This window comes from Pseudomonas sp. S49, from assembly GCF_009866785.1.
Taxonomy (GTDB): domain Bacteria; phylum Pseudomonadota; class Gammaproteobacteria; order Pseudomonadales; family Pseudomonadaceae; genus Aquipseudomonas.
In genome coordinates this window covers 4,692,093-4,713,403 of sequence record NZ_CP019432.1, presented here as the reverse complement: position 1 = coordinate 4,713,403, position 21,311 = coordinate 4,692,093, and the positions used below count along the sequence as shown (strand labels likewise).

The 21,311-nt window shown below is 59.1% G+C and carries 21 protein-coding genes; 8 read left to right on the top strand and 13 right to left on the bottom strand.

Annotated elements, in window-relative coordinates; translation table 11 throughout:
- Window positions 1-62 precede the first annotated feature (62 nt).
- Window positions 63-665: a molybdenum cofactor guanylyltransferase MobA gene (mobA, locus tag PspS49_RS20630; RefSeq protein WP_150776325.1), complete on the bottom strand. Its 603-nt coding sequence runs from the start codon at window positions 663-665 to the stop codon at window positions 63-65.
- Between the two features lie 81 nt (window positions 666-746).
- Here mobA and moaB point away from each other — a divergent pair, with 81 nt between their 5' ends.
- Complete coding sequence (moaB, locus tag PspS49_RS20625) at window positions 747-1,286, top strand: molybdenum cofactor biosynthesis protein B (protein ID WP_064120226.1); 540 nt, start codon at window positions 747-749, stop codon at window positions 1,284-1,286.
- A complete protein-coding gene (gene glp / locus PspS49_RS20620) occupies window positions 1,270-2,496 on the top strand; it encodes a gephyrin-like molybdotransferase Glp (protein ID WP_150750723.1) in 1,227 nt (408 codons plus the stop codon). The genes moaB and glp overlap by 17 nt, the downstream gene beginning before the upstream one ends.
- Window positions 2,497-2,556: 60 nt before the next feature.
- Here the strand turns inward: glp and PspS49_RS29715 are convergent, their stop codons facing one another.
- On the bottom strand, window positions 2,557-2,865 hold the full coding sequence (locus PspS49_RS29715; protein WP_174245074.1) for a hypothetical protein: 309 nt from the start codon (window positions 2,863-2,865) through the stop codon (window positions 2,557-2,559).
- Window positions 2,866-3,178: 313 nt separating this feature from the next.
- On the opposite strand from PspS49_RS29715, the gene yegS reads away from it, so the two are divergent.
- Entirely contained in the window at window positions 3,179-4,096 is a 918-nt protein-coding gene (gene yegS, locus PspS49_RS20610) for a lipid kinase YegS (protein ID WP_160041289.1), read from the top strand.
- Here yegS and PspS49_RS20605 read toward each other — a convergent pair.
- From PspS49_RS20605 to PspS49_RS20595, 3 genes are all read right to left on the bottom strand, one after another.
- Window positions 4,080-4,739, bottom strand: coding sequence for a response regulator transcription factor (locus PspS49_RS20605; RefSeq protein ID WP_034155212.1), 660 nt, complete (start codon window positions 4,737-4,739; stop codon window positions 4,080-4,082). The genes yegS and PspS49_RS20605 overlap by 17 nt on opposite strands.
- Window positions 4,736-5,629 carry a sensor histidine kinase gene (locus tag PspS49_RS20600; RefSeq protein WP_127930432.1) on the bottom strand — a complete coding sequence of 298 codons (894 nt, stop codon included), beginning with the start codon at window positions 5,627-5,629 and terminating at the stop codon, window positions 4,736-4,738. Before PspS49_RS20600 ends, PspS49_RS20605 begins: the two co-directional genes overlap by 4 nt.
- A gap of 485 nt (window positions 5,630-6,114) precedes the next feature.
- Window positions 6,115-6,582 (bottom strand): hypothetical protein, encoded by a 468-nt coding sequence (locus PspS49_RS20595; protein ID WP_127929214.1) that lies wholly within the window; start codon window positions 6,580-6,582, stop codon window positions 6,115-6,117.
- Between the two features lie 455 nt (window positions 6,583-7,037).
- Between PspS49_RS20595 and PspS49_RS20590 the strand changes: the two genes are divergently transcribed.
- Together PspS49_RS20590 and PspS49_RS20585 are read left to right on the top strand one after the other, a co-directional pair.
- Entirely contained in the window at window positions 7,038-7,973 is a 936-nt protein-coding gene (locus tag PspS49_RS20590) for a chemotaxis protein CheV (protein ID WP_064391361.1), read from the top strand.
- A gap of 167 nt (window positions 7,974-8,140) precedes the next feature.
- The gene (locus PspS49_RS20585; protein WP_127929213.1) at window positions 8,141-8,947 is read left to right on the top strand and encodes an MOSC domain-containing protein; all 807 of its coding nucleotides are present in this window, start codon (window positions 8,141-8,143) and stop codon (window positions 8,945-8,947) included.
- 87 nt (window positions 8,948-9,034) lie between these two features.
- Here the strand turns inward: PspS49_RS20585 and PspS49_RS20580 are convergent, their stop codons facing one another.
- From PspS49_RS20580 to PspS49_RS20545, 8 genes are all read right to left on the bottom strand, one after another.
- Window positions 9,035-9,319 carry a pyrimidine/purine nucleoside phosphorylase gene (locus PspS49_RS20580; RefSeq protein WP_003226701.1) on the bottom strand — a complete coding sequence of 95 codons (285 nt, stop codon included), beginning with the start codon at window positions 9,317-9,319 and terminating at the stop codon, window positions 9,035-9,037.
- Between the two features lie 105 nt (window positions 9,320-9,424).
- Window positions 9,425-9,967, bottom strand: a complete 543-nt coding sequence (locus PspS49_RS20575) for an exonuclease domain-containing protein (protein WP_127929212.1) — start codon at window positions 9,965-9,967, stop codon at window positions 9,425-9,427.
- Between the two features lie 70 nt (window positions 9,968-10,037).
- On the bottom strand, window positions 10,038-11,999 hold the full coding sequence (locus PspS49_RS20570) for an acetyl/propionyl/methylcrotonyl-CoA carboxylase subunit alpha (protein WP_160041287.1): 1,962 nt from the start codon (window positions 11,997-11,999) through the stop codon (window positions 10,038-10,040).
- Between the two features lie 118 nt (window positions 12,000-12,117).
- Window positions 12,118-12,915, bottom strand: coding sequence for an enoyl-CoA hydratase-related protein (locus PspS49_RS20565; RefSeq protein WP_160041285.1), 798 nt, complete (start codon window positions 12,913-12,915; stop codon window positions 12,118-12,120).
- The gene (gene atuD, locus PspS49_RS20560; protein WP_007908685.1) at window positions 12,912-14,069 is read right to left on the bottom strand and encodes a citronellyl-CoA dehydrogenase; all 1,158 of its coding nucleotides are present in this window, start codon (window positions 14,067-14,069) and stop codon (window positions 12,912-12,914) included. The genes PspS49_RS20565 and atuD overlap by 4 nt, the downstream gene beginning before the upstream one ends.
- Window positions 14,070-14,099: 30 nt before the next feature.
- Window positions 14,100-15,716: an acyl-CoA carboxylase subunit beta gene (locus tag PspS49_RS20555; protein WP_127929209.1), complete on the bottom strand. Its 1,617-nt coding sequence runs from the start codon at window positions 15,714-15,716 to the stop codon at window positions 14,100-14,102.
- 3 nt (window positions 15,717-15,719) lie between these two features.
- Window positions 15,720-16,589: an SDR family oxidoreductase gene (locus PspS49_RS20550; RefSeq protein WP_160041283.1), complete on the bottom strand. Its 870-nt coding sequence runs from the start codon at window positions 16,587-16,589 to the stop codon at window positions 15,720-15,722.
- Window positions 16,590-16,601: 12 nt separating this feature from the next.
- Window positions 16,602-18,386 carry an acyclic terpene utilization AtuA family protein gene (locus PspS49_RS20545; protein WP_160041281.1) on the bottom strand — a complete coding sequence of 595 codons (1,785 nt, stop codon included), beginning with the start codon at window positions 18,384-18,386 and terminating at the stop codon, window positions 16,602-16,604.
- A gap of 184 nt (window positions 18,387-18,570) precedes the next feature.
- On the opposite strand from PspS49_RS20545, the gene PspS49_RS20540 reads away from it, so the two are divergent.
- From PspS49_RS20540 to PspS49_RS20530, 3 genes are all read left to right on the top strand, one after another.
- Window positions 18,571-19,194, top strand: coding sequence for a TetR/AcrR family transcriptional regulator (locus tag PspS49_RS20540; protein ID WP_122597091.1), 624 nt, complete (start codon window positions 18,571-18,573; stop codon window positions 19,192-19,194).
- A gap of 92 nt (window positions 19,195-19,286) precedes the next feature.
- A complete protein-coding gene (locus PspS49_RS20535; RefSeq protein ID WP_127929206.1) occupies window positions 19,287-20,084 on the top strand; it encodes a transporter substrate-binding domain-containing protein in 798 nt (265 codons plus the stop codon).
- Between the two features lie 85 nt (window positions 20,085-20,169).
- Window positions 20,170-21,183 carry a GNAT family N-acetyltransferase gene (locus PspS49_RS20530; RefSeq protein ID WP_160041279.1) on the top strand — a complete coding sequence of 338 codons (1,014 nt, stop codon included), beginning with the start codon at window positions 20,170-20,172 and terminating at the stop codon, window positions 21,181-21,183.
- Window positions 21,184-21,311: the final 128 nt, after the last annotated feature.

Below are 21,311 nucleotides of genomic sequence, written 5' to 3'. Positions count from 1 at the left end.
GGAAATTCTTTTGGTTACTGAGCTTGAGACGTATACAAGGCGTGAGAGTTCCTTGAATAGTGTCAGTCTGACACAGTGTTGTGGGAATTTAACAGTTCGGGGGTGTTGAGGTTGGCCAGTCGCGGGTCGTTGTCCGGGCATTGCAGGGCAGTGGCACCGAGACCGCGCATGACCCGGCCGGGGCTGCGTTCACCGGCGTTCCAGGCGTCTTCGAAGGCCGATAAAAGAGCCACCGGAATTACACACAGCAACGGTTCCCAGTGCTCGTCATGGCGCAACATTAAAGGTTTTTCAGGATTCAGATTGGCGGTCTCACGCATGCTTTGCAGCAGTGCTGCGTCAATTCTCGGGACATCACAGGGCAAGACCAACAGGTGCGTGTGGCGCGCCGCTTTCAGGCCGGCGCGAATGCCGGCCAATGGCCCTGGGAAATCGCCCTCGTCATCGATGACCAATTGATCGGCGAATGGCGCGTAACGCTCGCGATTGCGGTTGCACGAAATGATCAGGTCGTCAGTCATTGCACGAACCTTGCGCTGCAAATGTGCAATCAACGGCTCACCCAGCCACTCCACCAAGCCTTTGTCCTGACCGCCCATGCGTTGGCCGCGTCCGCCTGCCAGGAGCAGAATGGAGCAGGGTGGCAATTGCGTATTCAGGGGCATGGCAGCTCTCCAGAGGGGCGGCGAAGAAATGAGGCGCTGTGATATAACACCGGGCTGTTTCTCCTACAACTGGACGAGCCTATGAAAGCCAAGGCTGATGTACCTTTCGTGCCGCTCAATATTGCGGTGCTGACAGTCAGTGACACCCGAACTCTGGAAACCGACACCTCAGGTCAGGTCTTTGTCGACCGCTTGACGGCGGCGGGCCACCATCTGGCAGAGCGGGTCTTGCTCAAAGATGACCTCTACAAAATTCGCGCGCAAGTCGCCAACTGGATTGCCGACGATGTCGTGCAGGTAGTGCTGATCACTGGCGGCACCGGATTCACTGGCCGTGATAGCACACCCGAAGCGGTCGCCTGTCTGCTCGACAAACAGGTCGACGGGTTTGGTGAGTTGTTCCGGCAGATTTCGGTAGCCGATATCGGCACTTCGACGGTGCAGTCCCGTGCATTGGCCGGCCTGGCCAATGGCACGCTGGTTTGCTGTTTGCCGGGTTCGACCAATGCCGTACGCACTGGCTGGGACGGCATCCTTGGTGAGCAACTGGACGCTCGGCACCGCCCGTGCAATTTTGTCACCCATTTGAAGCAGGCGGCACCTTGTGAATCCCGTGGGTAAGCCGGGCAAAACGGGGGCGCTGATGCCGGTCGAGGTGGCGCTGGCGCGTCTGCTCGAAATGGCTGAAACGTCGGCAATTGTCGAGCATGAGTATTTGCCGCTGGCACAGGTTCAGGGGCGGGTGCTGAGCGAGGACCTGATTTCGGCGCTGGATCTGCCACCCTGGCCTAACAGCGCCATGGACGGTTATGCGTTGAATCTGGCCGACTGGAATGGCCAACCGATGCCGGTCAGTCAGAAAGTGTTTGCCGGGCAATCCCCCGAACCGCTGAAGCCCGGCACTTGTGCGCGGATTTTCACCGGGGCTCCGGTGCCGGCGGGTGCTGACTGTGTAGAAATGCAGGAAAACGCTGAGGTTCAAGCCGACGCAATGGTGCGTTTCCTGGAACCGATGAAAGCCGGGCAGAACATCCGCCCGCAAGGCCAGGAAACTACCGTCGGGGAGCTGATTCTGCCTGCCGGCACTCGATTGGGTCCGATTGAGCAGGGATTGGCTGCATCGTTGGGCTGCGCCGGACTGAAGGTGGTGCGCAAGGTGAGAGTCGCGGTGATTTCCACCGGCGATGAGTTGGTCGAACCAGGCCAGGCACTGGGGCCGGGTCAGATATACAACAGCAATCGGGTGTTGCTGTGCAGTTGGTTGCAACGTCTGGGCTGTGAGGTAGTCGACGCCGGCATTCTCCCGGATGATCTGGCCACTACCCGTGCCCGTCTGGGTGAGTTGCAGGATGTTGATCTGATTCTTTCCACGGGTGGCGTCTCGGTGGGTGAGGCGGATTTTCTGGGTATTGCCTTGCGCGAAGAGGGTGAGCTGGCCCTCTGGAAACTGGCGATCAAGCCCGGAAAGCCGTTGACGTTTGGGCATTTCCGCGGCGTGCCGGTCATTGGTTTGCCCGGGAATCCGGCGTCAACATTGGTGACCTTCGCGCTGCTCACTCGGCCTTACCTGTTACGCCGTCAGGGTGTGCGGGACGTCGAGCCGCTGAAGTTCACTGTCCCGGCTGGTTTTGTCTGGCCGGTGGCAGGCAATCGGCGCGAATATCTGCGTGGTCGTCTGGAGCAAGGACGGGCGACTGTTTACCGCAACCAGAGCTCAGGCGTATTGCGTAGCGCTGCGTGGGCAGATGGATTGGTCGAAGTGCTGGAAGGTCGCACATTGAGCGAGGGAGACGAAGTTGCCTTCATTCCGCTGAGTGACCTGCTGGACTGATCGCAGTCTCGCAAATGCAGGCGTCGGTTGACTCTGGCGGCGCCTGCAATGACTCATTCGTCAGTTGCTGATCAATGTCACAAGCTGGTCGAATCGGCTGTTCGCCACCCAACCCAGCAGTCCCAGAACTACTGCTGTCGCGCCTGCCGAGTAGGCAAGCCGGTGTTTGATCGTTCTGACATCACTGCGGACTTCGTCCATGTCCCGTCGTAGATATTTGAGATGGGTTTCCAGCTCGGTTACACGAGGTTCCATATCAACTTCTCCAGTAGCTCTGGCGCTGTTTTTGAATTCGGACTTGTGATTCGCGCGACTTTCGACGAGAGGGCCGACCGGGCTCACTGGCATTCTTGCTTCATGACTTGGCATGGAAGCATCCACCGGTTGTTTCGAATGTTCGCTTGCTACCTGTTCCAGCTCCCGAACTGACAAGAGCACTGGGGGTGTATCCGCTCATTACATGCACGTCCTTGTGTATTGGATTGAAGATTGATACCGCCAGAACACGGTGACTCAATGCTCGGACCGGGTCAATTAAGCCGATTCCGCATGTTTTGTAAGAAAAAATACCGCTGTGTAGGACGTCCGGGCCGGAAGGCTGAATTAATTGTGATTTCCACGGCTTTTTTGTGTGCGGCAGCGGTCAAGATGTTTCAACCGATTCGATTTGTGGAGTGACGTAATGACTGAACGCCGAGCGCTGTTGATTCTGCATGGCAAGCAGGCTCTCAACGAGGCGGTTCGAACCGCCGTCGAGGACAAGCGTAAACAGGGCTGGGAACTGGCCGTACGCCTGACCTGGGAGGCAGGGGATGCTCAGCGTTGGGTCGAACAGGCATTGGCGGACGGCTACACAAAGATCATTGCCGGCGGTGGAGATGGGACGTTGCGCGACATTGCCGAAGCGCTCGCGGCGCATCCGGGTAAAGCCAGCCTGGTGCTTTTACCTTTGGGCACCGCCAACGATTTTTCTCGCGCAGCCGGTGTGCCACTGGAGCCCGCCGAGGCACTCGAGCTGCTTGATGTACCGCCGCGCAATATCGATCTGGGTGAAGTGGGCGGGCAGATTTTCCTCAACATGGCCACTGGCGGTTTCGGTAGCCAGGTCACGGCCAATACTTCCGAGGACCTGAAAAAGGTGCTGGGTGGTGCCGCTTATCTGTTCACCGGTTTGTCACGGTTCAGCGAGCTGCATGCCGCTTACGGCGAACTTCAGGGGCCGGACTTTCACTGGCGTGGCGAGTTGCTGGCGCTGGGCATCGGCAATGGCCGTCAGGCCGGCGGCGGGCACGTTTTGTGTCCAGAGGCGCTGGCCGATGACGGTTTGCTGGATATCAGCATCCTGCCGGCACCGCAGGAGCTGGTTGGCACGTTGAAGACGCTGCTCAGTGATGGTTTCGGGATCGACAACATGTTTGTACGAACCCGCTTGCCATGGGTCGAAATCAAGGTCGCCGAGGGGCTCTGCATCAATCTTGATGGCGAACCGCTGGAAGGCGACAGCATGCGATTTGAAGTGCGTCCGGCGGCGTTGCGTGTGCATTTACCGGAGCATTCTCCATTGTTGGGCAGCGCCGGATCGGTCAGTCGTCCAGGCTGATGATCTGTTCGCGCACGGCGAACAGCACCAGGCCTGCAACGTCGTAGATTTGCAGGCGCTTCATGATCTGAGAGCGGTGGGTCTCGACTGTCTTGATGCTCAGCCCCAGGCCATTGGCGATTTCCCGGGTGGATTTCCCGCGCACGATCAAGCGCAGGATTTCCAGTTGGCGGGCGGTCAGATTGTGCGAGTCGGCGATTTCCGGCTGCTGCTTCTGGTTGCGCGTCAGGGCCTGATTGATCACGGTATGGGCGATGGCCGGGCTCAAATAGCGCTCGTTGTTGCGCAAGGCTTCCAGCGCATGTTCGAGTTCGGTGGCCGTCGTGTCCTTGAGCAGGTAACCATGGGCGCCGGACTCCAGGGCCTGCATGATCAACGCTGGATCGGTATGCATCGACAGGATCAGCACCTTGCTCTGCGGGCGCACCCGCTTGAGCCGTTGCAAGGCTTCCAGGCCACCGGTTTCTTTCATGGAGATATCCAGCAAGACGATGTCGGGACTCAATTGCTCGACCATTTCGAGCAGTTGCGAACCGTCATTGGCCTCGCCAATCACCGCGTAACCGGGAATATCCAGCACCAGAGCGCGCACGCCGGCCCTGATCAGCGAGTGGTCATCCACCAGAAGTAAGTTGCAAGTCAACGCATAACCTTATTCGTACTGGCCCGCTCGAGTGCGCGAGGCGCCCAGGGGAAGAGTGCTTCGATTTGAGTGCCTTTGCCCGGTTCGCTGATGACGTTCAGGGTGCCACCCAGTTGTTCGATTCGTTCGGCCATCCCGGCCATGCCTCGTTGTCCTTCACGACCCGGATTGACAGCCGGGGCGAATCCCAGGCCGTCATCGCTGATCAGCAAGGTCAGGCCTTTTGGCAGACGTTGCACGCGTATCACCAGGTTTTTCGCCTGTGCGTGACGCAGGATATTGGTAACAGCCTCCTGGGTGATGCGAAAAGCGGCCACGGCCATTTCTTCTGGAATACCGTTAAGGCGCTGCTGGCAATCAAGGCTCCAGTGCACGTTGCTGTTGGTCAAGGTCTTGAGCAGATGCGCACGCAGACTGGCTTCAAGTCCCAGGCTGGTCAATTGACGTGGATTGAGAATGGCCGAAACGTCGCGCACTTTGTTAAGGGTTTCTTCCAGGGTGTCGCACAACGCCGTGCATTGTTCCTGCAAGTCAGCCGGCATGCGTCGTTTGAGCCACTCGCTCTGCAGTTTGGCGGCCGTCAGCAACTGGCCGATATCGTCGTGCAGTTCACGGCTGAGGCGATGGCGTTCGTTTTCCTGGACTTCCAGCAGACGGTCGGCGAGCTCCTGCGGCTGAAACTTGATCGATTTGCGCGACAGGCGATATTGCACCCAGACACACGCGGTAGCCGCAATGTCGAGCAATAGCAATCCAAGGCAAAGTGGAGTCGAAAGACTGTAGGTCAGCAGGCTGCCAAGCGTTGCCGCGATACACAGTATGAGTGTGAACCGGCGTGCATTTTCCCGGGAGGGTGGCCATGTAGTGATTGACTTGAGGCTGGCGTACATAACGGATGGAGCCAATGGATGTTCGCTGCGGGCAGACCGGCCGGAGGCTGGCGGGTCTCTGTCTGAAAATGCTGTGAATTATGTTATTGATTTCAACGCGGTTCAGTGAACGTATTGATCGCCTACTTCAGCGAATAGCGCTCTCTGAAGTCACTGTGCCATTAATTTGAAAGCAGTTAGTGCCCGGCATAATACCACTTAAGATACCGTTGGTCGCGTTTGCTATATATGTCCATTGAGTCAGGAAATAGGCGATATTGGACGCAAGTTCCATAATGGAAAAGCCGATTTATTGTGTGCGGGAGATGTTGGTGTTGCCTGAAAGTGTGCTTGTTTACACACAGGCAAACCCTGAGGCCGGCAGAAAACATTCGTGTCTGTCAAAGCTGATTATTTAATTCGGTTTGTCGCTGACAGGTATGAACTATCCAATTACGACATCAACGTTTGAGTTCAATGTGCCTGCGCGGAGTACTAGGGGCAGTTCAGGCTTGGCCCGAGTAGGGCAGTTGAGGCAAACGTTTGCCCGTCAATGGTGGCTGCAACTGGCTTTGTCCGACCTGGAAGGCGAATGCTTCGATCAGCGATGTCTGTTCGCTTTCATCAAGGCTCAGTTGCCCTGTCTGCTGATCGACCAGTTCCAACTGCCAGGCCATCAGCGTGAAGCAGTCCTGCAACGCTTGCAGCGCTTGTTCGTGCAGGTCGACATGATCCTGGTTCAGATTGAGCAGGCTGTAAATGTGCAGGGAAAACTCGGAAATCGCCTCCAGCGCCAAGGCTTCAGCGCGGCGTGCGAGTTTGAGGAGGGTACTGAGTATGCACTCGATGGCGTCCTTGTCATTGCTGATCAGTTGCAGATGGCTGAGGCATTCTTCGGACTTGGCCAGGAGTTGTTCGGCCTCGACAAGGAATTCGGGGAAGCGTTGTACCCACTCTTTGCGGTCCATTGGCATGCTTATCTCCACCACGTCATGTCTGATGAGGGAATGCCGTGTGTGGCGACGATCATGAATCGTCGGGAGATCGCGCCCAGACGTGCAGGTGCACAGGCTGAGGGGTTCCAGAGGGGGTGTTTCCACTGAACTGCGATCGCACACAATAGCCTGACTCCGTTCATGCAATGAGAATGGCGTCACATTAATGGCTATTGGATATTGCGAATATCAGGTTGGGCCTGATTGTTACTAGGGGAATCCCTTAGACACGGGAACCTACCGTGCAAACCGAGGTCGCGCCGCAGAGAATGTAGCAGATGAAAATCACTGCGCCAGTAAACCATGATGTTAATGTGACATCAATGCCCGATCATGGCATTTTTGCGCGGGTCTGGCATGGCAATCAAGAACCGCCATTTGCCGCCGATAACCTCACATAGTGAAATTCATCAGAACAAGCCCAGGAGTCATTGATGGCCGGCATTCTCGACACGGTAGACCAACGCACGCAACTGGTGGGTGAGAATCGCCTGGAAATTCTCATGTTTCGACTGGCCGGGCGTCAGTTGTTCGCGATCAACGTGTTCAAGGTTCAGGAAGTGCTGCAACTGCCGAAGCTGACCTTGATGCCGCAGCGTCACCCGTTTGTCTGCGGGGTGGTCAATCTGCGCGGTCAGACCTTGCCGGTGATCGATCTGTCGCAAGCGATCGGCATGCGTCCATTGGTGCCGGGGCCGAACAGCACGATCATCGTCACCGAGTACAACCGCTCGGTGCAGGCTTTCCTCGTCGGCGGTGTAGACCGCATCGTCAACATGAACTGGGAAGCCATTCTGCCGCCGCCGACCAGCGCCGGGCGCCAGCATTATCTGACCGCGATCAGCAAGGTCGACGATCAACTGGTGGAAATCATCGACGTCGAGAAAGTCCTCGCCGAAATCGTCCCGTACAACGCCAAGGTCTCGCGTGAAAAACTCGATGATCCGGTGCTCGAGCGCGCCCGTGGCCGTGAAGTGCTGTTGGTGGACGACTCCAACGTGGCACTTTCGCAATTGCGCGACACCCTCGGCCAGCTCGGGGTAAAAATGCACATTGCCAGCGATGGCCTGAAGGCGTTGAACATGCTCAAGGCCTGGGCCGATACCGGCGTCAACATGACCGACAAGCTGCTGATGATTTTCACCGATGCGGAAATGCCGGAAATGGACGGCTATCGTCTGACTACCGAAATTCGCAACGACCCGCGTCTGCGTGGCCTGTACGTGGTGCTGCATACCTCGTTGTCCGGCAGCTTCAACGATTCGATGGTGAAGAAGGTCGGTTGCGACAACTTCCTCTCCAAGTTCCAGCCGGACAAACTGGTCGACGTGGTTCGCCAGCGTCTGATGCTCGACGAAGTTCCAGCCTGATCACACACCCACTGTAGGAGTGAGCCTGCTCGCGATAGCGGTGTGTCAGCCCCGAATCATTACCTGACACACCGCTATCGCGAGCAGGCTCACTCCTACAGTTATTGCTCTTTGATTCCTGATCAAGCTCGTATAGGGTGGCGTTTTTATCCTCCAGGGAGCTGGCCATGCTGCGTCTGAGCGCGCTTTATCGTTACCCGTTGAAATCCGGCAAAGTCGATGTGCTGCAACACGTCGACCTCGACAAGCTGGGCCTTGATGGCGACCGACGCTGGATGCTCGTGGACGAAGCCAGCGGCCGCTTCCTGACCCAGCGCGCCGAAGCGAAGATGAGCCAGTTGTCAGCCCTGTGGAATGTGCAGGGCGGTCTGACCCTCAGTGCGCCGCAGCAGTCTTCCATCGACATCGCCTTGCCGGGCAACGACGCTGAACTGCGGGGCGTGACGATCTGGCGTGACACCTTGCGCGTGCCGGATGCCGGTGATGAGGCTGCCCGGTGGGTCAGCGATTTCATTGGAAAACCGACCCGTCTGGTGCAGGTGCCGCTGGATCGCGCTCGCACCACGCAAGCTGGCTATGGCTACGAAGATGATCAGGTCGCGTTCGCCGACGGATTTCCTCTGCTGTTGATCGGCGAAGCCTCTTTACAGGATCTCTCGCAAAAGGTTGGACGCCCGCTGGAAATGTTGCGTTTTCGGCCGAACCTGGTGATCGAGGGCAGCGAGGCATTCGCCGAGGACGGCTGGAAGCGGATTCGCATTGGCGACGTCGAGTTTCGCGTGGTCAAGCCATGCTCGCGCTGCATTCTCACCACCATCGACCCGCAAACCGGCGAGCGCAGTGCCGATCGTGAACCGCTGGCAACCCTGCAGAAATATCGCGCCGAAGCCGATGGCGCGATGTTCGGCCAGAACCTGGTAAATGACAGCAATGGTCGACTCGAAGTCGGCATGCCGGTGGAGATTCTCGAGTAATCCGCCACTGAAACGAAAATGCCCGTGTCTTTGGACACGGGCATTTTTATGGGTGCAGTACTTCTTTTTTCGCTGCGAGCCTTGGGGTTAGCCGCGGTATTCGCACAGGTAAGCGGTGTCGACCGCCACTTTCAGCTGGAACTTGCTGTTGGCCGGAACGTTGAACTGGCTGCCAGCGGCGAAGGTTTCCCAGTCGCTGCTGTCGGGCAGTTTGACGGTCAGTGCACCAGACACGACGTGCATGATTTCACGCTGAGCAGTGCCGAATTCGTATTCGCCCGGCGCCATGACGCCGATGGTCGCCGGACCTTCAGCGGTGCCAAAGGCGATCGACTTGACGGTGCCGTCGAAGTACTCGTTGACTTTAAACATGGGCGATTCCTCGCAAAGGGCTGAAAAATGGAGGCGGCCAGTATGCACAAGGCGTTCAACGCCGTCACCTGCCCGGCGTCTGTCCAGTGAGTTCTCGAATTGACCCTAGAGTGGCAATACCAGTGGCAACAATCGCGCGGTGTTGCGTGCATCCTCCAGCGCTCGATGCTGTTGACCGCTGAACTGCATGCCGGCCAATTGCAGTGCGCCGTTAAGGCCCAGCGGCCGTTCGAGGCGCCGAGCCTTGGCGAAGCGTTGTTTGAGGTTCATGTGCGGCACTTTGCTCAAGCCACTGTCGATTTGCAGACGCTGCCACTCCTGCAACAACTGCTTGCGGTCGTAATCACCCCAACTGGCCCAGCCTTCGAGACGTGATTGATGCTGCGCGAGCCAGCGTTCGAACGCCGGCCAGACTTCGGTCAACGGCTGCGCCGTGTCGATATTGGCCTGAGTGATGTGCGTGAGCTCACGACAAAAAGGTGTCAGCAATGGCCGCCGCGTCGGTTTGACGAAGCGCTGGAAGTGATCCTGCTCGCGCCCGGCGCGATCGACCAAAGTGGCGCCGATCTCGATAATTTCCATTTCGGTGACCGGCCAGCCACCCTCATCGGTGGTGGCTTCCAGATCTATGACCAGCCAGTGGGGCATCGCAGGGTTCCTGATTTCCGCGTTCTGATAACTCAGAGCGTAGTCAAAACCCGCATTCGCGTGTGGGCGACTACTCGACCTGCAACAGAACCTGACGATTTTTTACCTGATCGCCGACCTTGACCTGCACCCGCTTGAGCACGCCGTCGATGCCGGCCTTGAGCGGGTGCTCCATTTTCATTGCCTCCAGCACCACCAGCAACTGACCTTTGCTGACCGGGCTGCCTTCGCTGACCAGTACGTCGACGATGGCACCGTCCATCGGCGCTTTCAGGGTGCCGGAGCTGACGCTGGTCTGACTGTCGATCACGGCGTGAGTTCGATCCTCCAGGCGCAGGCTTCCGGGGAGGGTGAACAGCCAGAGCTGCTGGCCATTCTGGCGAAAGGCCTGGCGCTGGCGCAGACCGTCGACTTCCAGCGTCACTGAATGTGCGTCGTGGTCGATGAGTTTCAATGCCAGCGTGCGTTCGCCGACCTGCACCTTGAACGCACCTTGCGGCTCGGCGAGCAGTTGCAGTGTCCAGTTCTGTTCGTCGCGGCCAAGACGATAATGCAGCGGCACACTGGCGTTGTTGCGCCAGCCGGAAAGCGGCGCGTGATGGCTGAGGGCGCTGGTTTGATAGAACAGCACTGCGGCGATCGCCAGGTCTTCGACACTCGGCGAGTAACGGTGCAGGCTCGGATGATCGCTGAAATGCTGCGCAATGAAGGCGGTACTGAATTCACCGCTGATGAATTGCGGATGTTGCAACAGGCTGACGAGCAGGCGCTGATTGCTTTGCATGCCCAATAAAACCGTGTCCTGTACTGCGCGCAACAGTTTGCGCCGGGCCTCTTCGCGAGTGGCGCCGAAAGCGATCATTTTGCCGAGAATCGGGTCGTAAAACGGGCTGATCGATTGCCCTTCCAGCAAGCCATGATCGATTCGCGCGCCGTGTCGAAGCGCTGGCGCCCAGGCTTCTATGCGGCCGGTTTGCGGCAGAAAATCCTGTGCTGGATCTTCGGCATAGAGTCGCACTTCGATTGCATGCCCGTTGAGCTGGACCTGATCCTGAGTCAGCGGCAATGGCTGACCTTCGGCAACCAATATTTGCCACGCCACCAGATCCAGCCCGGTGATCAATTCAGTCACCGGGTGTTCCACTTGCAAACGCGTGTTCATCTCCAGAAAGTAGAACTGTCCGCGCGCATCGAGCAAGAACTCCACCGTGCCGGCACCGACGTAATTCACCGAGCGGCCAGCCTTGAGCGCCGCTTCACCCATGGCCTGGCGCAGTTCGGCGGTCATCACCGGGCAAGGTGCCTCTTCGATGACTTTCTGGTGGCGACGCTGGATCGAACAGTCGCGTTCGCCCAGGTAGATCAGGTTGCCGTGTTGATCGCCGAACAGTTGTACTTCGACGTGCCGTGGTTCGAGCAATGCTTGTTCGAGAATCAATTCGTCGCTGCCGAAACCGTTCAAAGCTTCGGAGCGTGCGGTGCGCAGTTGCGCCGGCAGATCAGCGGCGTCGAGCACCAGACGCATGCCGCGTCCACCGCCGCCGGCGCTGGCTTTGATCATCAGTGGATAACCGATGCGTTCAGCCTCGCGCAGCAACGTTGCGTCGTCTTGTTCTGCACCCTGATAACCGGCGATGCACGGCACGCCGGCTTCGAGCATGGCGATTTTTGACTGGCGTTTGCTGCCCATCAGCTCGATGGCTGCGACGCTGGGGCCGATGAAGATCAGCCCGGCTTGCTCGCAGGCGCGAGCGAATTCGGCGTTTTCCGAGAGAAACCCGTAGCCTGGGTGGATTGCGTCGGCGCCGCTGCGGCGGGCGGCGTCCACTATGGCCGAGATGTTCAGGTAGGACTGCTGCACGGGCGCGGGGCCGATGTGTACGGCTTGATCGGCCATTTTCACGTGCAGGGCATCGGCGTCGGCGTCGCTGAAGACGGCGACGGTGCGATAGCCCAAAGCCTGGGCGGTACGCTGGATGCGGCAGGCGATTTCACCGCGGTTGGCGATCAGGATTTTGTGGATGGCGGGCATGGTGATCTTCCTGAATATTTGGCGGTGGATTGGCTGGCCTCTTCGCGAGCAGGCTCGCTCCCACAAGGGGTTTGCGTCGTTCACAAAACCTGTGGGAGCGAGCCTGCTCGCGAAGCTTTTAGCTGGCCCATCGAGGTTTGCGTTTCTGCATGAATGCCATGGTTCCCTCCACACCTTCGTCGCCAGTCACCGCTTCGCTAAACCACTGCGCCGCCTCATCAAGCAATTCACTCGAAGGCTGCCCGGCACTCGCCAACAGCAATTTCTTGGTCATCGCATTCGCCTCCGGCGCGCAACACAACACATGTTGCAGTACCTCATCCAGCCGCTCGGCCAGCGCCTGCGGATCCTGTTCGACAAAGTGCACCAGCCCCAGACGCCGTGCCTGATGCCCGTCAAAACGCGCTGCCGTCAGCGCCAACCGACGGGTTTCGGTCAGGCCGATGCGCTGCACGACAAACGGTGCGATCTGCGCCGGCAGCAAGCCGAGGCTGGTTTCCGGCAGACCAAATTGCGCCTGATGATCGGCAATCGCGATATCGCTGACACACGCCAGACCGAAACCACCGCCGAGTACCGCGCCTTGCAGCACCGTGATCAATACTTGCGGCGTGTGTTGCGCCTCTTCCAGCAAGGCGCCGAAAGCACGATTCAGATCACGATAAGCATCAGAGCCCTGAGCGCGTGCACTGGCCATGTCCTTGATATCGCCACCGGCACAGAAATGCCCGCCAGCACCGCTGAGTACCAAGGCCCGGACAGCACGGTCATCCCGCACAGCCGCCAGCATCGAGCGCAATTCAGCCACCATCTGCAGGCTCATCGCATTACGGCTGTCCGGCCGATTGAGGGTGATGTGCAGCACACCGCCATGCAGCTCCTGCAGCAGCGTCTGGCAATCCGGCAGGCTGCTCATTTCTTTTTCCCGGGCAGGATGCCCATCAGTTTGCAGATGATCCCCAGCATGATTTCGTCGGCGCCGCCGCCAATCGACACCAGCCGCACATCGCGATAGGCGCGGGCCACCGGGTTGTCCCACATGAAGCCCATGCCGCCCCAATATTGCAGGCAACTGTCGCTGACTTCGCGGCCGAGGCGTCCGGCCTTGAGCTTGGCCATCGACGCCAGGCGCGTGACGTCCTGGCCTTTCACGTACTGCTCGGTGGCCTGATAGACCAGCGCGCGCAGGCATTCGATTTCGGTCTGCAATTCGGCGAGGCGAAAGTGGATCACCTGGTTGTCGATCAGCGCATTGCCGAAGGTCTTGCGCTCTTTGCAATATTCGATGGTGCTGTCGACGCAGTATTCCAGGCCTTTGATCATGTTCGCTGCGCCGAACAGACGTTCTTCCTGAAACTGCAGCATCTGCATCATGAACCCGGCGCCTTCATGACCGATGCGGTTGCGCTGTGGCACGCGCACATTGTCGAAAAACACCTGAGCGGTTTCCGAACTGCGCATGCCGAGCTTGTCCAGATGGGAACTGAGACTGATCCCCGGTGTGTTCATCGGCACCATGATCAGCGACTTGTTGATGTGCGGTTTGTCGTCCGAAGTGTTGGCCAGCAGGCAGATGAAGTCAGCGCTCGGCGAGTTGGTAATCCACATCTTGCTGCCGTTGATCACATAGTCGTCGCCGTCCTTGCGCGCGGTGGTTTTCAGCCCGGCCACATCAGATCCGGCGCCAACTTCGGAGACGCCGATGCAACCGACCTGTTCGCCGGTGATCGCCGGACGCAGGAACTCTTCCCGCAGTTCATCGGAGCCGAAGCGGGCGAGCGCCGGGGTGCACATATCCGTCTGCACGCCGATCGACATCGGAATGCCGCCGCAATGAATGGTGCCGAACTCTTCGGCGGCGACAATCGAATAGCTGTAGTCGAGGCCCATGCCGCCGAATTTTTCCGGTTTGGAAATACCCAGCAAACCGAGGTCGCCGGCCTTGCGGAAAATCTCGTGGATGGGAAAGCGGCCAGCCTTTTCCCATTCATCGACGTGCGGATTGATCTCGTGCTCGACGAACTGGCGGACGGTACGGCGCAAGGCTTCGTGTTCCGGGGTGAAGATCATTGTTCTTGTTCTCCGTAGAATCCGTGGCGGTCAGAACCGGCTGACGCCGAAGCTGTTGGGTTGCAACGTGCGAATGTCGGCTTCGTGGCAGATATCGAGCAAATAGCCGAGCAGGGTGCGCGTGTCGCGCGGATCGATCAGCCCGTCATCCCACAGGTTGGCGCTGCCGTAGAGCGCGGTGGACTGGCTGTCGAGTTTCTGCGCGGTGACCTGTTCGAGCATGTCGAGCATCTTCGGGTCTGGCGTCAGACCGTCCTTGAGCTGTTTGGCTTCGGTGACGATGCGCAAGACTTTCCCGGCTTGTGCGCCGCCCATCACCGCCGTGCGGCTGTTCGGCCAGGCGAAGATGAAACGCGGATCGAGACCGCGCCCGCACATCGCGTAGTTGCCGGCGCCGTAGGAACCGCCGACGACCATCGTCAGTTTAGGCACGCGCGCATTGGCCACCGCTTGAATCAGCTTCGAGCCGTGTTTGATCACGCCTTGCTGTTCCGATTCGGTACCGACCATGAAGCCGGTGGTGTTGTGGAAGAACAGCAATGGCGTCTGGCTCTGATCGCACAACTGGATGAACTGTGCAGCCTTGCTTGCACCGTTGGGTGTGATCGGGCCGTTGTTGCCGATAAAGCCGCAGGCGCGGCCCTGAATCTTCAATTGGCCGCAGATGGTTTGCTGATCAAACTCGCCTTTGAACTCGACGAAGTTCGATTCGTCGGCAATGCGCGCGATGATTTCGCGCACGTCATAGGGCTTTTTCGGATCATCCGGAATCAGTCCGAGCAATTCATCGATGGGGTAGAGCGGTTCTTTGTACTGCGGCTCCGGCAACCATGGCAGTTGTTCATTCCACGGCAGCATGCGCAGGATGTCACGCACCTGACGCACGCCATCGGCATCGTTCTCCGCGAGGTATTCGGCGGTCCCGGCGACCTGCGCATGCATCTCGGCGCCACCGAGTTCTTCATCGGTGGCGACTTCGCCGGTGGCGGCTTTGAGCAGCGGCGGCCCGGCGAGAAACAGCTTGGCCTTGCCGCGCACGACCACCACGTAATCCGACAGCCCCGGCTGATAAGCGCCGCCAGCCGTTGCTGAACCGTGCACCACGGTGATCTGCGGCAAGCCCATGGCGGACATTCGCGCCTGGTTGGCAAAACTGCGCGCGCCTTCGACGAAAATCTCGGCGGCGTAGTTGAGGTTGGCGCCGCCGCTTTCGGCGAGGGTGATCACCGGGAGCTTGTTTTCCTGAGCGATCTGTTGCAGGCGCAGGGATTTTTTCAGGCCGCTCGGCGAGATGGTGCCGCCCTTGATCGCGCTGTTATTCGCCACGACCATCGCGCGGATGCCGCAGACATAACCGATGCCGGCGATCAGTCCGCCCCCGGCCGAGCTGCCGTCCTTGTCGTCGTGCAGTTTGTAGCCGGCGAGGCTGGCCAGTTCGAGGAAGGGGGCACCGGGATCGAGTAACAGATTCAGACGCTCGCGGGGCAACAATTGCCCGCGCTTGTCGAATTTCGCCTTGGCTTCTGCGGCTCTGTTCAACAGGTTCTGTTCGAGCTGCTGCACTTGCTCGATGGCCGTGAGCATTGCCGCACGATTACGGGCAAAGGCCTCACTGCGCGGATCGAGTTGGGACTGGATCTGCGACATGACTTACTCCTTGTCCTTGAGGACATCGGGGAGGTAGGCCCGGTGAAAGCCGTTGAACGACTCGCTGTGATTCGCCTTGTGCAGCGGCCATGCACGGCTGCCAAGGCTGGCCGCACCGTCGATTTTCAAGGTGCTGCCGCTGATGAACGCCGCCGCCGGGCTGAGTAGAAACACAATCGCTGCGCTGACTTCCGACTCGGTGCCGATGCGTTTGAGCGGTACATGCTCGCGCAAGGTTGGAATCACCGCTTTGAACGCACCTTCATAGGTGTCCATACCACTGGAGGCGATCCAGCCCGGCGCCACCGCGTTGACCCGCACCCCGGCATAACCCCATTCAAACGCGGCAGTCTTGGTGAAATTGTCCATGCCCGAACGCGCCGCGCCGGAGTGGCCCATGCCGGGCATGCCGCCCCACATGTCGGCGAGCATGTTGACGATGCTGCCGCCGTGTTTGCTCATCGATTGGTTGAACACTTCACGCGCCATCAGAAAACCGCCGACCAGATTGGTGCGCAACACGGTTTCGAAACCTTTCTGATTGATCGAAGCCAAGGGCGACGGGTACTGGCCGCCGGCATTGTTGACCAGACCATGGATCGGCCCATGATCGGCGATCAGTTCCTTGACCAGTTGTTTCACCGCTTCTTCATCGCGGATATCGCAGGCCTTCCAGTGCGCGCGGCCGCCGTCCTCGGCGATTTCGCCGGCGACTTTTTGCAGTTTTTCCGGCTTGCGCCCGACCAGCAGTACATTGGCGCCGAGCGCTGCCAGTTCATGCGCGGTGCAACGGCCGATGCCGCTGCCGCCGCCGGTGACGATGATGGTCTGGCCGCTGAACAGATCGGCGTTGAATATCGACGCGTAAGCCATGCAAACCCTCCTCTAGTCGAGCTGTTCGGCGATGCTTTGCGGCACCGGAATCTGGATTTCCAACAGTTGCTGGGCGAAGGCTTTGCCTTGCGGGTCGATGCGCAGACTGGCCACGCCGCCACCGCCGAGCGCGTTTTCCAGGAGAAAATTCAGGCTGTGGGTGCCAGGCAGATACCAGCGCTCGACCCGGCCGTGGATCGGGTCGAGCACGTGGCTCATCCAGTCGACAATGACGGCCGGGGTCAGCGCTTCGGCGATCCACGGCAGGTATTCGGGTTGGCGCGGCAGGACGCCGATGTTGCTGTGATTGCCTTTGTCTCCAGAGCGCGCCACGGCCAGTTTCACCAGCGCCACGCTGGCATCGGCGCGGCCTTGAGGTTTGTCTGGTTGGTGGGCAATCGGCAAATCGTCACTGTCGAGTGCAACCAGTGAGGGCAGGGCGCAAGGATGGCTTTTACCGGCCATGTCGATTTGCAGGGTGCAGGCACTTTTATCAATCAGGAATGAGAACAGACGGATCAGCGGGTACACCGTTGGCCGTCCGCCGACGATGCCGGTCAATCCCGGCGCCATGGCGGTCGCGGCCTGGGCAATTTCCCGGGAGAACAGGATCAATGCCTGTTTGTTCGGGTGACGCACGGCGAGTTTGATTACCACCTCACGGCTGTCGTGACGCTGACCGTGGGGGCCGTAGGTGGCCTCGCTGCCGAGCAGTTCGATATCGGTTTCGCTGTAGGGCGCCCAGCCACGCTGGCTGAACATCTCCGCCGTTCTGGCGATGATCGCCTGACTGACGCGCCGTGCCTTGTCCACCGCATCGATGCCGGCGATCAGGCAACTGGCGGTGCAGCGAAAACCGTCCGGGTAAGTGGCGCTGACCTTGTACTTGTCGCTGGGCGGCAAGCCTTTGGCGCCGTGCACGTGCACCGCGTTTTTGCCTTGCTGCTGAAGTTTGACCTGAGTGAAATCGCAGACCACGTCGGGCAGCAGATAGGCTTGTGGATCGCCGATTTCATACAGCATCTGTTCGCCAACGGTCAGCGGCGTGATCAGTCCGCCGGAGCCTTCAGGCTTGCTGACGATGAATAGGCCGTCGGCGCTGACTTCCACGATCGGAAAGCCGATGTGTTCGTAGTCCGGCACCTCGCGCCAATCGGTGAAATTGCCGCCGGTGCATTGCGCGCCGCATTCGATGATGTGCCCGGCCAGCGCGGCTTGCGCGAGTTTGTCGTAGTCGTGCCACGACCAGCCGAATTCGTGCACCAGTGCGGCGCTGACCACAGCGCTGTCGACCACGCGTCCGGTGATGACGATGTCGGCGCCCAGACGTAGCGCTTCGACGATGCCCGGTGCGCCGAGGTAGGCGTTGGTCGACACGCACATCGGTGGCAGTGGAGCGCCGCTGAACATCTCGCTGATGCCGCTGAGGTGTTTGAATTGCGGTTGCAGGTCATCGCCAAGCAGTACGGCGATTTTCAGCTTGATGCCGGCCTTGTCGCAAGCTGCTTGCAAGGCATTGGCGCAGGCCTGCGGATTGACTCCGCCGGCATTGCTGATCACGCGGATGTTCTGCTCGGCCAACTGTGGCAGCAGGGGCGTGAGGATTTCGATGAAGTCACTGGCGAAGCCCGCCTGCGGATCTTTCATGCGCGCAGCGGCCATGATCGACATAGTGATCTCGGCGAGGTAGTCGAACACCAGATAGTCCAGCTCGCCGCCTCCCACTAGCTGCGCGGCGGCGGTGGACGTATCTCCCCAGAATGCACTGGCGCATCCGATGCGAACGGTGGTGGGCATTTTTTTCTCCGACTCAGCAACCTGCGACAGAAGTGTCTGGAGGCTACCAAGCAAGCGCTTGGTTTGTAAACAGTTGAAACTATCTTCTTCCCAAGCGCTTGCTTGGTTGCCGCTGGCGGCTTAAATTGCGCGCAACCCTGCGGTTTCAGGGGGCAACAGACTGATCGACTGTAGGAGAGAACGGGTGGACGAGCAAAAAGCCCTGAGGGTCATGCGCGATTTGGTCGACGAAGGCCAGTTGACCGACCCCGACAGCGCCCGTGGCAAATTGCTGCAAGTGGCGGCTCACCTGTTTCGCAACAAAGGCTACGAACGCACCACGGTGCGCGATCTGGCCGGCGCCGTCGGCATCCAGTCCGGGAGCATTTTTCATCACTTCAAAAGCAAGGATGAAATCCTCCGCGCGGTGATGGAAGAAACCATCCGCTACAACACGGCCCTGATGCGCGCGGCGCTGGCCGACGCTGCAGATGTGCGCGAGCGCGTGCTGGCGCTGATTCGCTGCGAACTGCAGTCGATCATGGGCGGCAGCGGTGAAGCCATGGCGGTGTTGGTTTATGAGTGGCGCTCGCTGTCCGAAGAGGGGCAGGCCAAAGTACTGGCGCTGCGCGATGTTTACGAAGACATCTGGCTGCAGGTGCTGGGTGAGGCCAAGGACGCCGGATTTATCCGTGGCGATGTATTTATTACCCGACGTTTCCTCACTGGGGCACTGTCATGGACGACCACATGGTTCCGTGCCGGCGGCAGTCTGAGCCTTGATCAACTGGCCGACGAGGCATTGATTCTGGTCCTCGAAGAACGTTGAAGCACTTTCTATCCAGCCGGGAAACTGGCTAACTGGGCGAAACCGCCTAGCTTGAATGCATTGATCGGTATTTTTTCGGGGAGTGGGGTGTTTTGAAGTCTTTGCCAATTCGGACGGCCGCGGGGTTGATGCTCGCAGCGCTGGCTGCATTCTGGGTATTGCCCGCTCAGGCAGCGCAATTGGTTCGGGTCGGCGCGGCGCATTTTCCGCCTTACACCATTCGCCCGGAAAACGGTGCCGACACCGGCCTCTTGCCGCAACTGGTCGAGGCCCTCAATCGCCTGCAAAGCGACTATCAGTTCGTCCTTGTGCCGACCTCGATCCCCCGGCGTTTCGGTGACTTCAAGCAGGGCCGTATCGACATGGCGATTTTCGAGAATCCGGAATGGGGCTGGAAGGATATCCCGCACACGGACGTCGACATGGGTCTTGAGGACGCGGAGATTTTCGTCGCGCAACGCGAAGACGGTCGTCAGCAGAACTATTTTGCCGACCTCACCGGCAAGCGCCTGGCGCTGTTCAGCGGTTATCACTACGAGTTCGCCAACTTCAACGCTGACCCCAAATTTCTTGCGCAGAATTACAACGCTACGCTGACCTATTCCCACGACAGCAATCTGCTGATGGTCCTGCGTTCGCGGGCGGATATCGCCCTGGTGACGCGTTCCTATCTGTTCGATTACCTGCTGCGTAACGAGAAAGTGCGCGACGAATTGCTGGTGTCGCAGCGTATCGATCAGGTCTATCACCATTACGCCATTCTTCGCCCGACGGCGCCGATTACCGGTGCTGCGTTTGGCAAGCTGCTTAAGGGGTTACGCGACAATGGCGAAATGCTGAAGATTTTCGATCCGTACAAGATTGCGGTTGTGCCGGTGCCCCTTCATTGATGCCTGATTTCCCTTGAGGGCTAAATTTCCCCTCTCGGCTCACGTCACATCGTTGAACTGTCGACGATTATCGTGAGCCCGACCCATGTCCAATCTGAATGACCTCACTGCCCTGGCCTTGCCATCGGGCAGTCAACTGATCGCTGATGCTACCGAAAGCCGTCTGAGCCTGAGCCTGGACGGGCAACCACTGATTCGCCTGCGCCTTGACCGGGAGGCCAAGGGACCGATCCAGCTTGATGAGCGCTTTGCGCTGCCGCCCGGGCAGGCGCTGTGGGCGGCCTGTTACTGGCTGTTCGCGCGGGATCCGGCGTGCCAGCAATTGACCTGGCAACTGGATCAGCCGCCGACCGAGGCGTTGCTCAGTGGCTTGTTGGTGAGCACCGAAGTGGCTGGCGAATATCGCAGCGAGCGCACGCTGTTCTGGCAATTGCCACAACCGTGGCTCGGCACTTCGCTGACCGGCAGCTATCCGCAGCAGATGATCCTCAGCCAAGGCAAGCGTCATCCGCTGCGGCCGGTGAAGCCGCGCGGTGAAGTCTATCGGCGTTTCGATGCGCGTCTGGGTGCGTGGATTTCTCTGCGCACCGTAGAAATCGAAGAAGATCTGCCGCGTTTCAACCGCTGGCAGAACAGCCCGCGTGTCGCCAGTTTCTGGCAGGAAGAGGGCAGTCTCGAGAAACACCGCGAATACCTGGACAAGCTCGATGCCGACCCGCACACGCTGACCTTGGTCGGCTGTTTCGATGATCAGCCGTTTGCCTATTTCGAGGCTTATTGGGCCAAGGAAGATCGTATTGCGCCGTTCTACGATGCCGACAATTACGATCGTGGCATTCACATGCTGGTCGGCGAGGAGGATCACCGCGGGCCGCACAAAGTGGCGAGCTGGTTATCGGCGCTGGTGCATTACCTGTTTCTGGATGATCCGCGCACGCAGCGGGTGGTCGCTGAACCACGCGCCGACAATGCGAAGATGATCGGCCATATGCAGAATCAGTGCTTTCACTGTGAGAAAGAGTTCGACTTCCCGCACAAGCGTGCGGCGCTGATGATCCTGGGGCGTGAGCGGTTTTTTGATCGGTGCAAACTGGCGTGATGATCTGGCTTCAGGATTTCTGTGATCTTGAGGCCGCCTTCGCGAGCAGGCTCGCTCCCACATGGGTTTTGTGGCACTCACAAATTCCATGTGGGAGCGAGCCTGCTCGCGAATGGCTTGACGCAAAA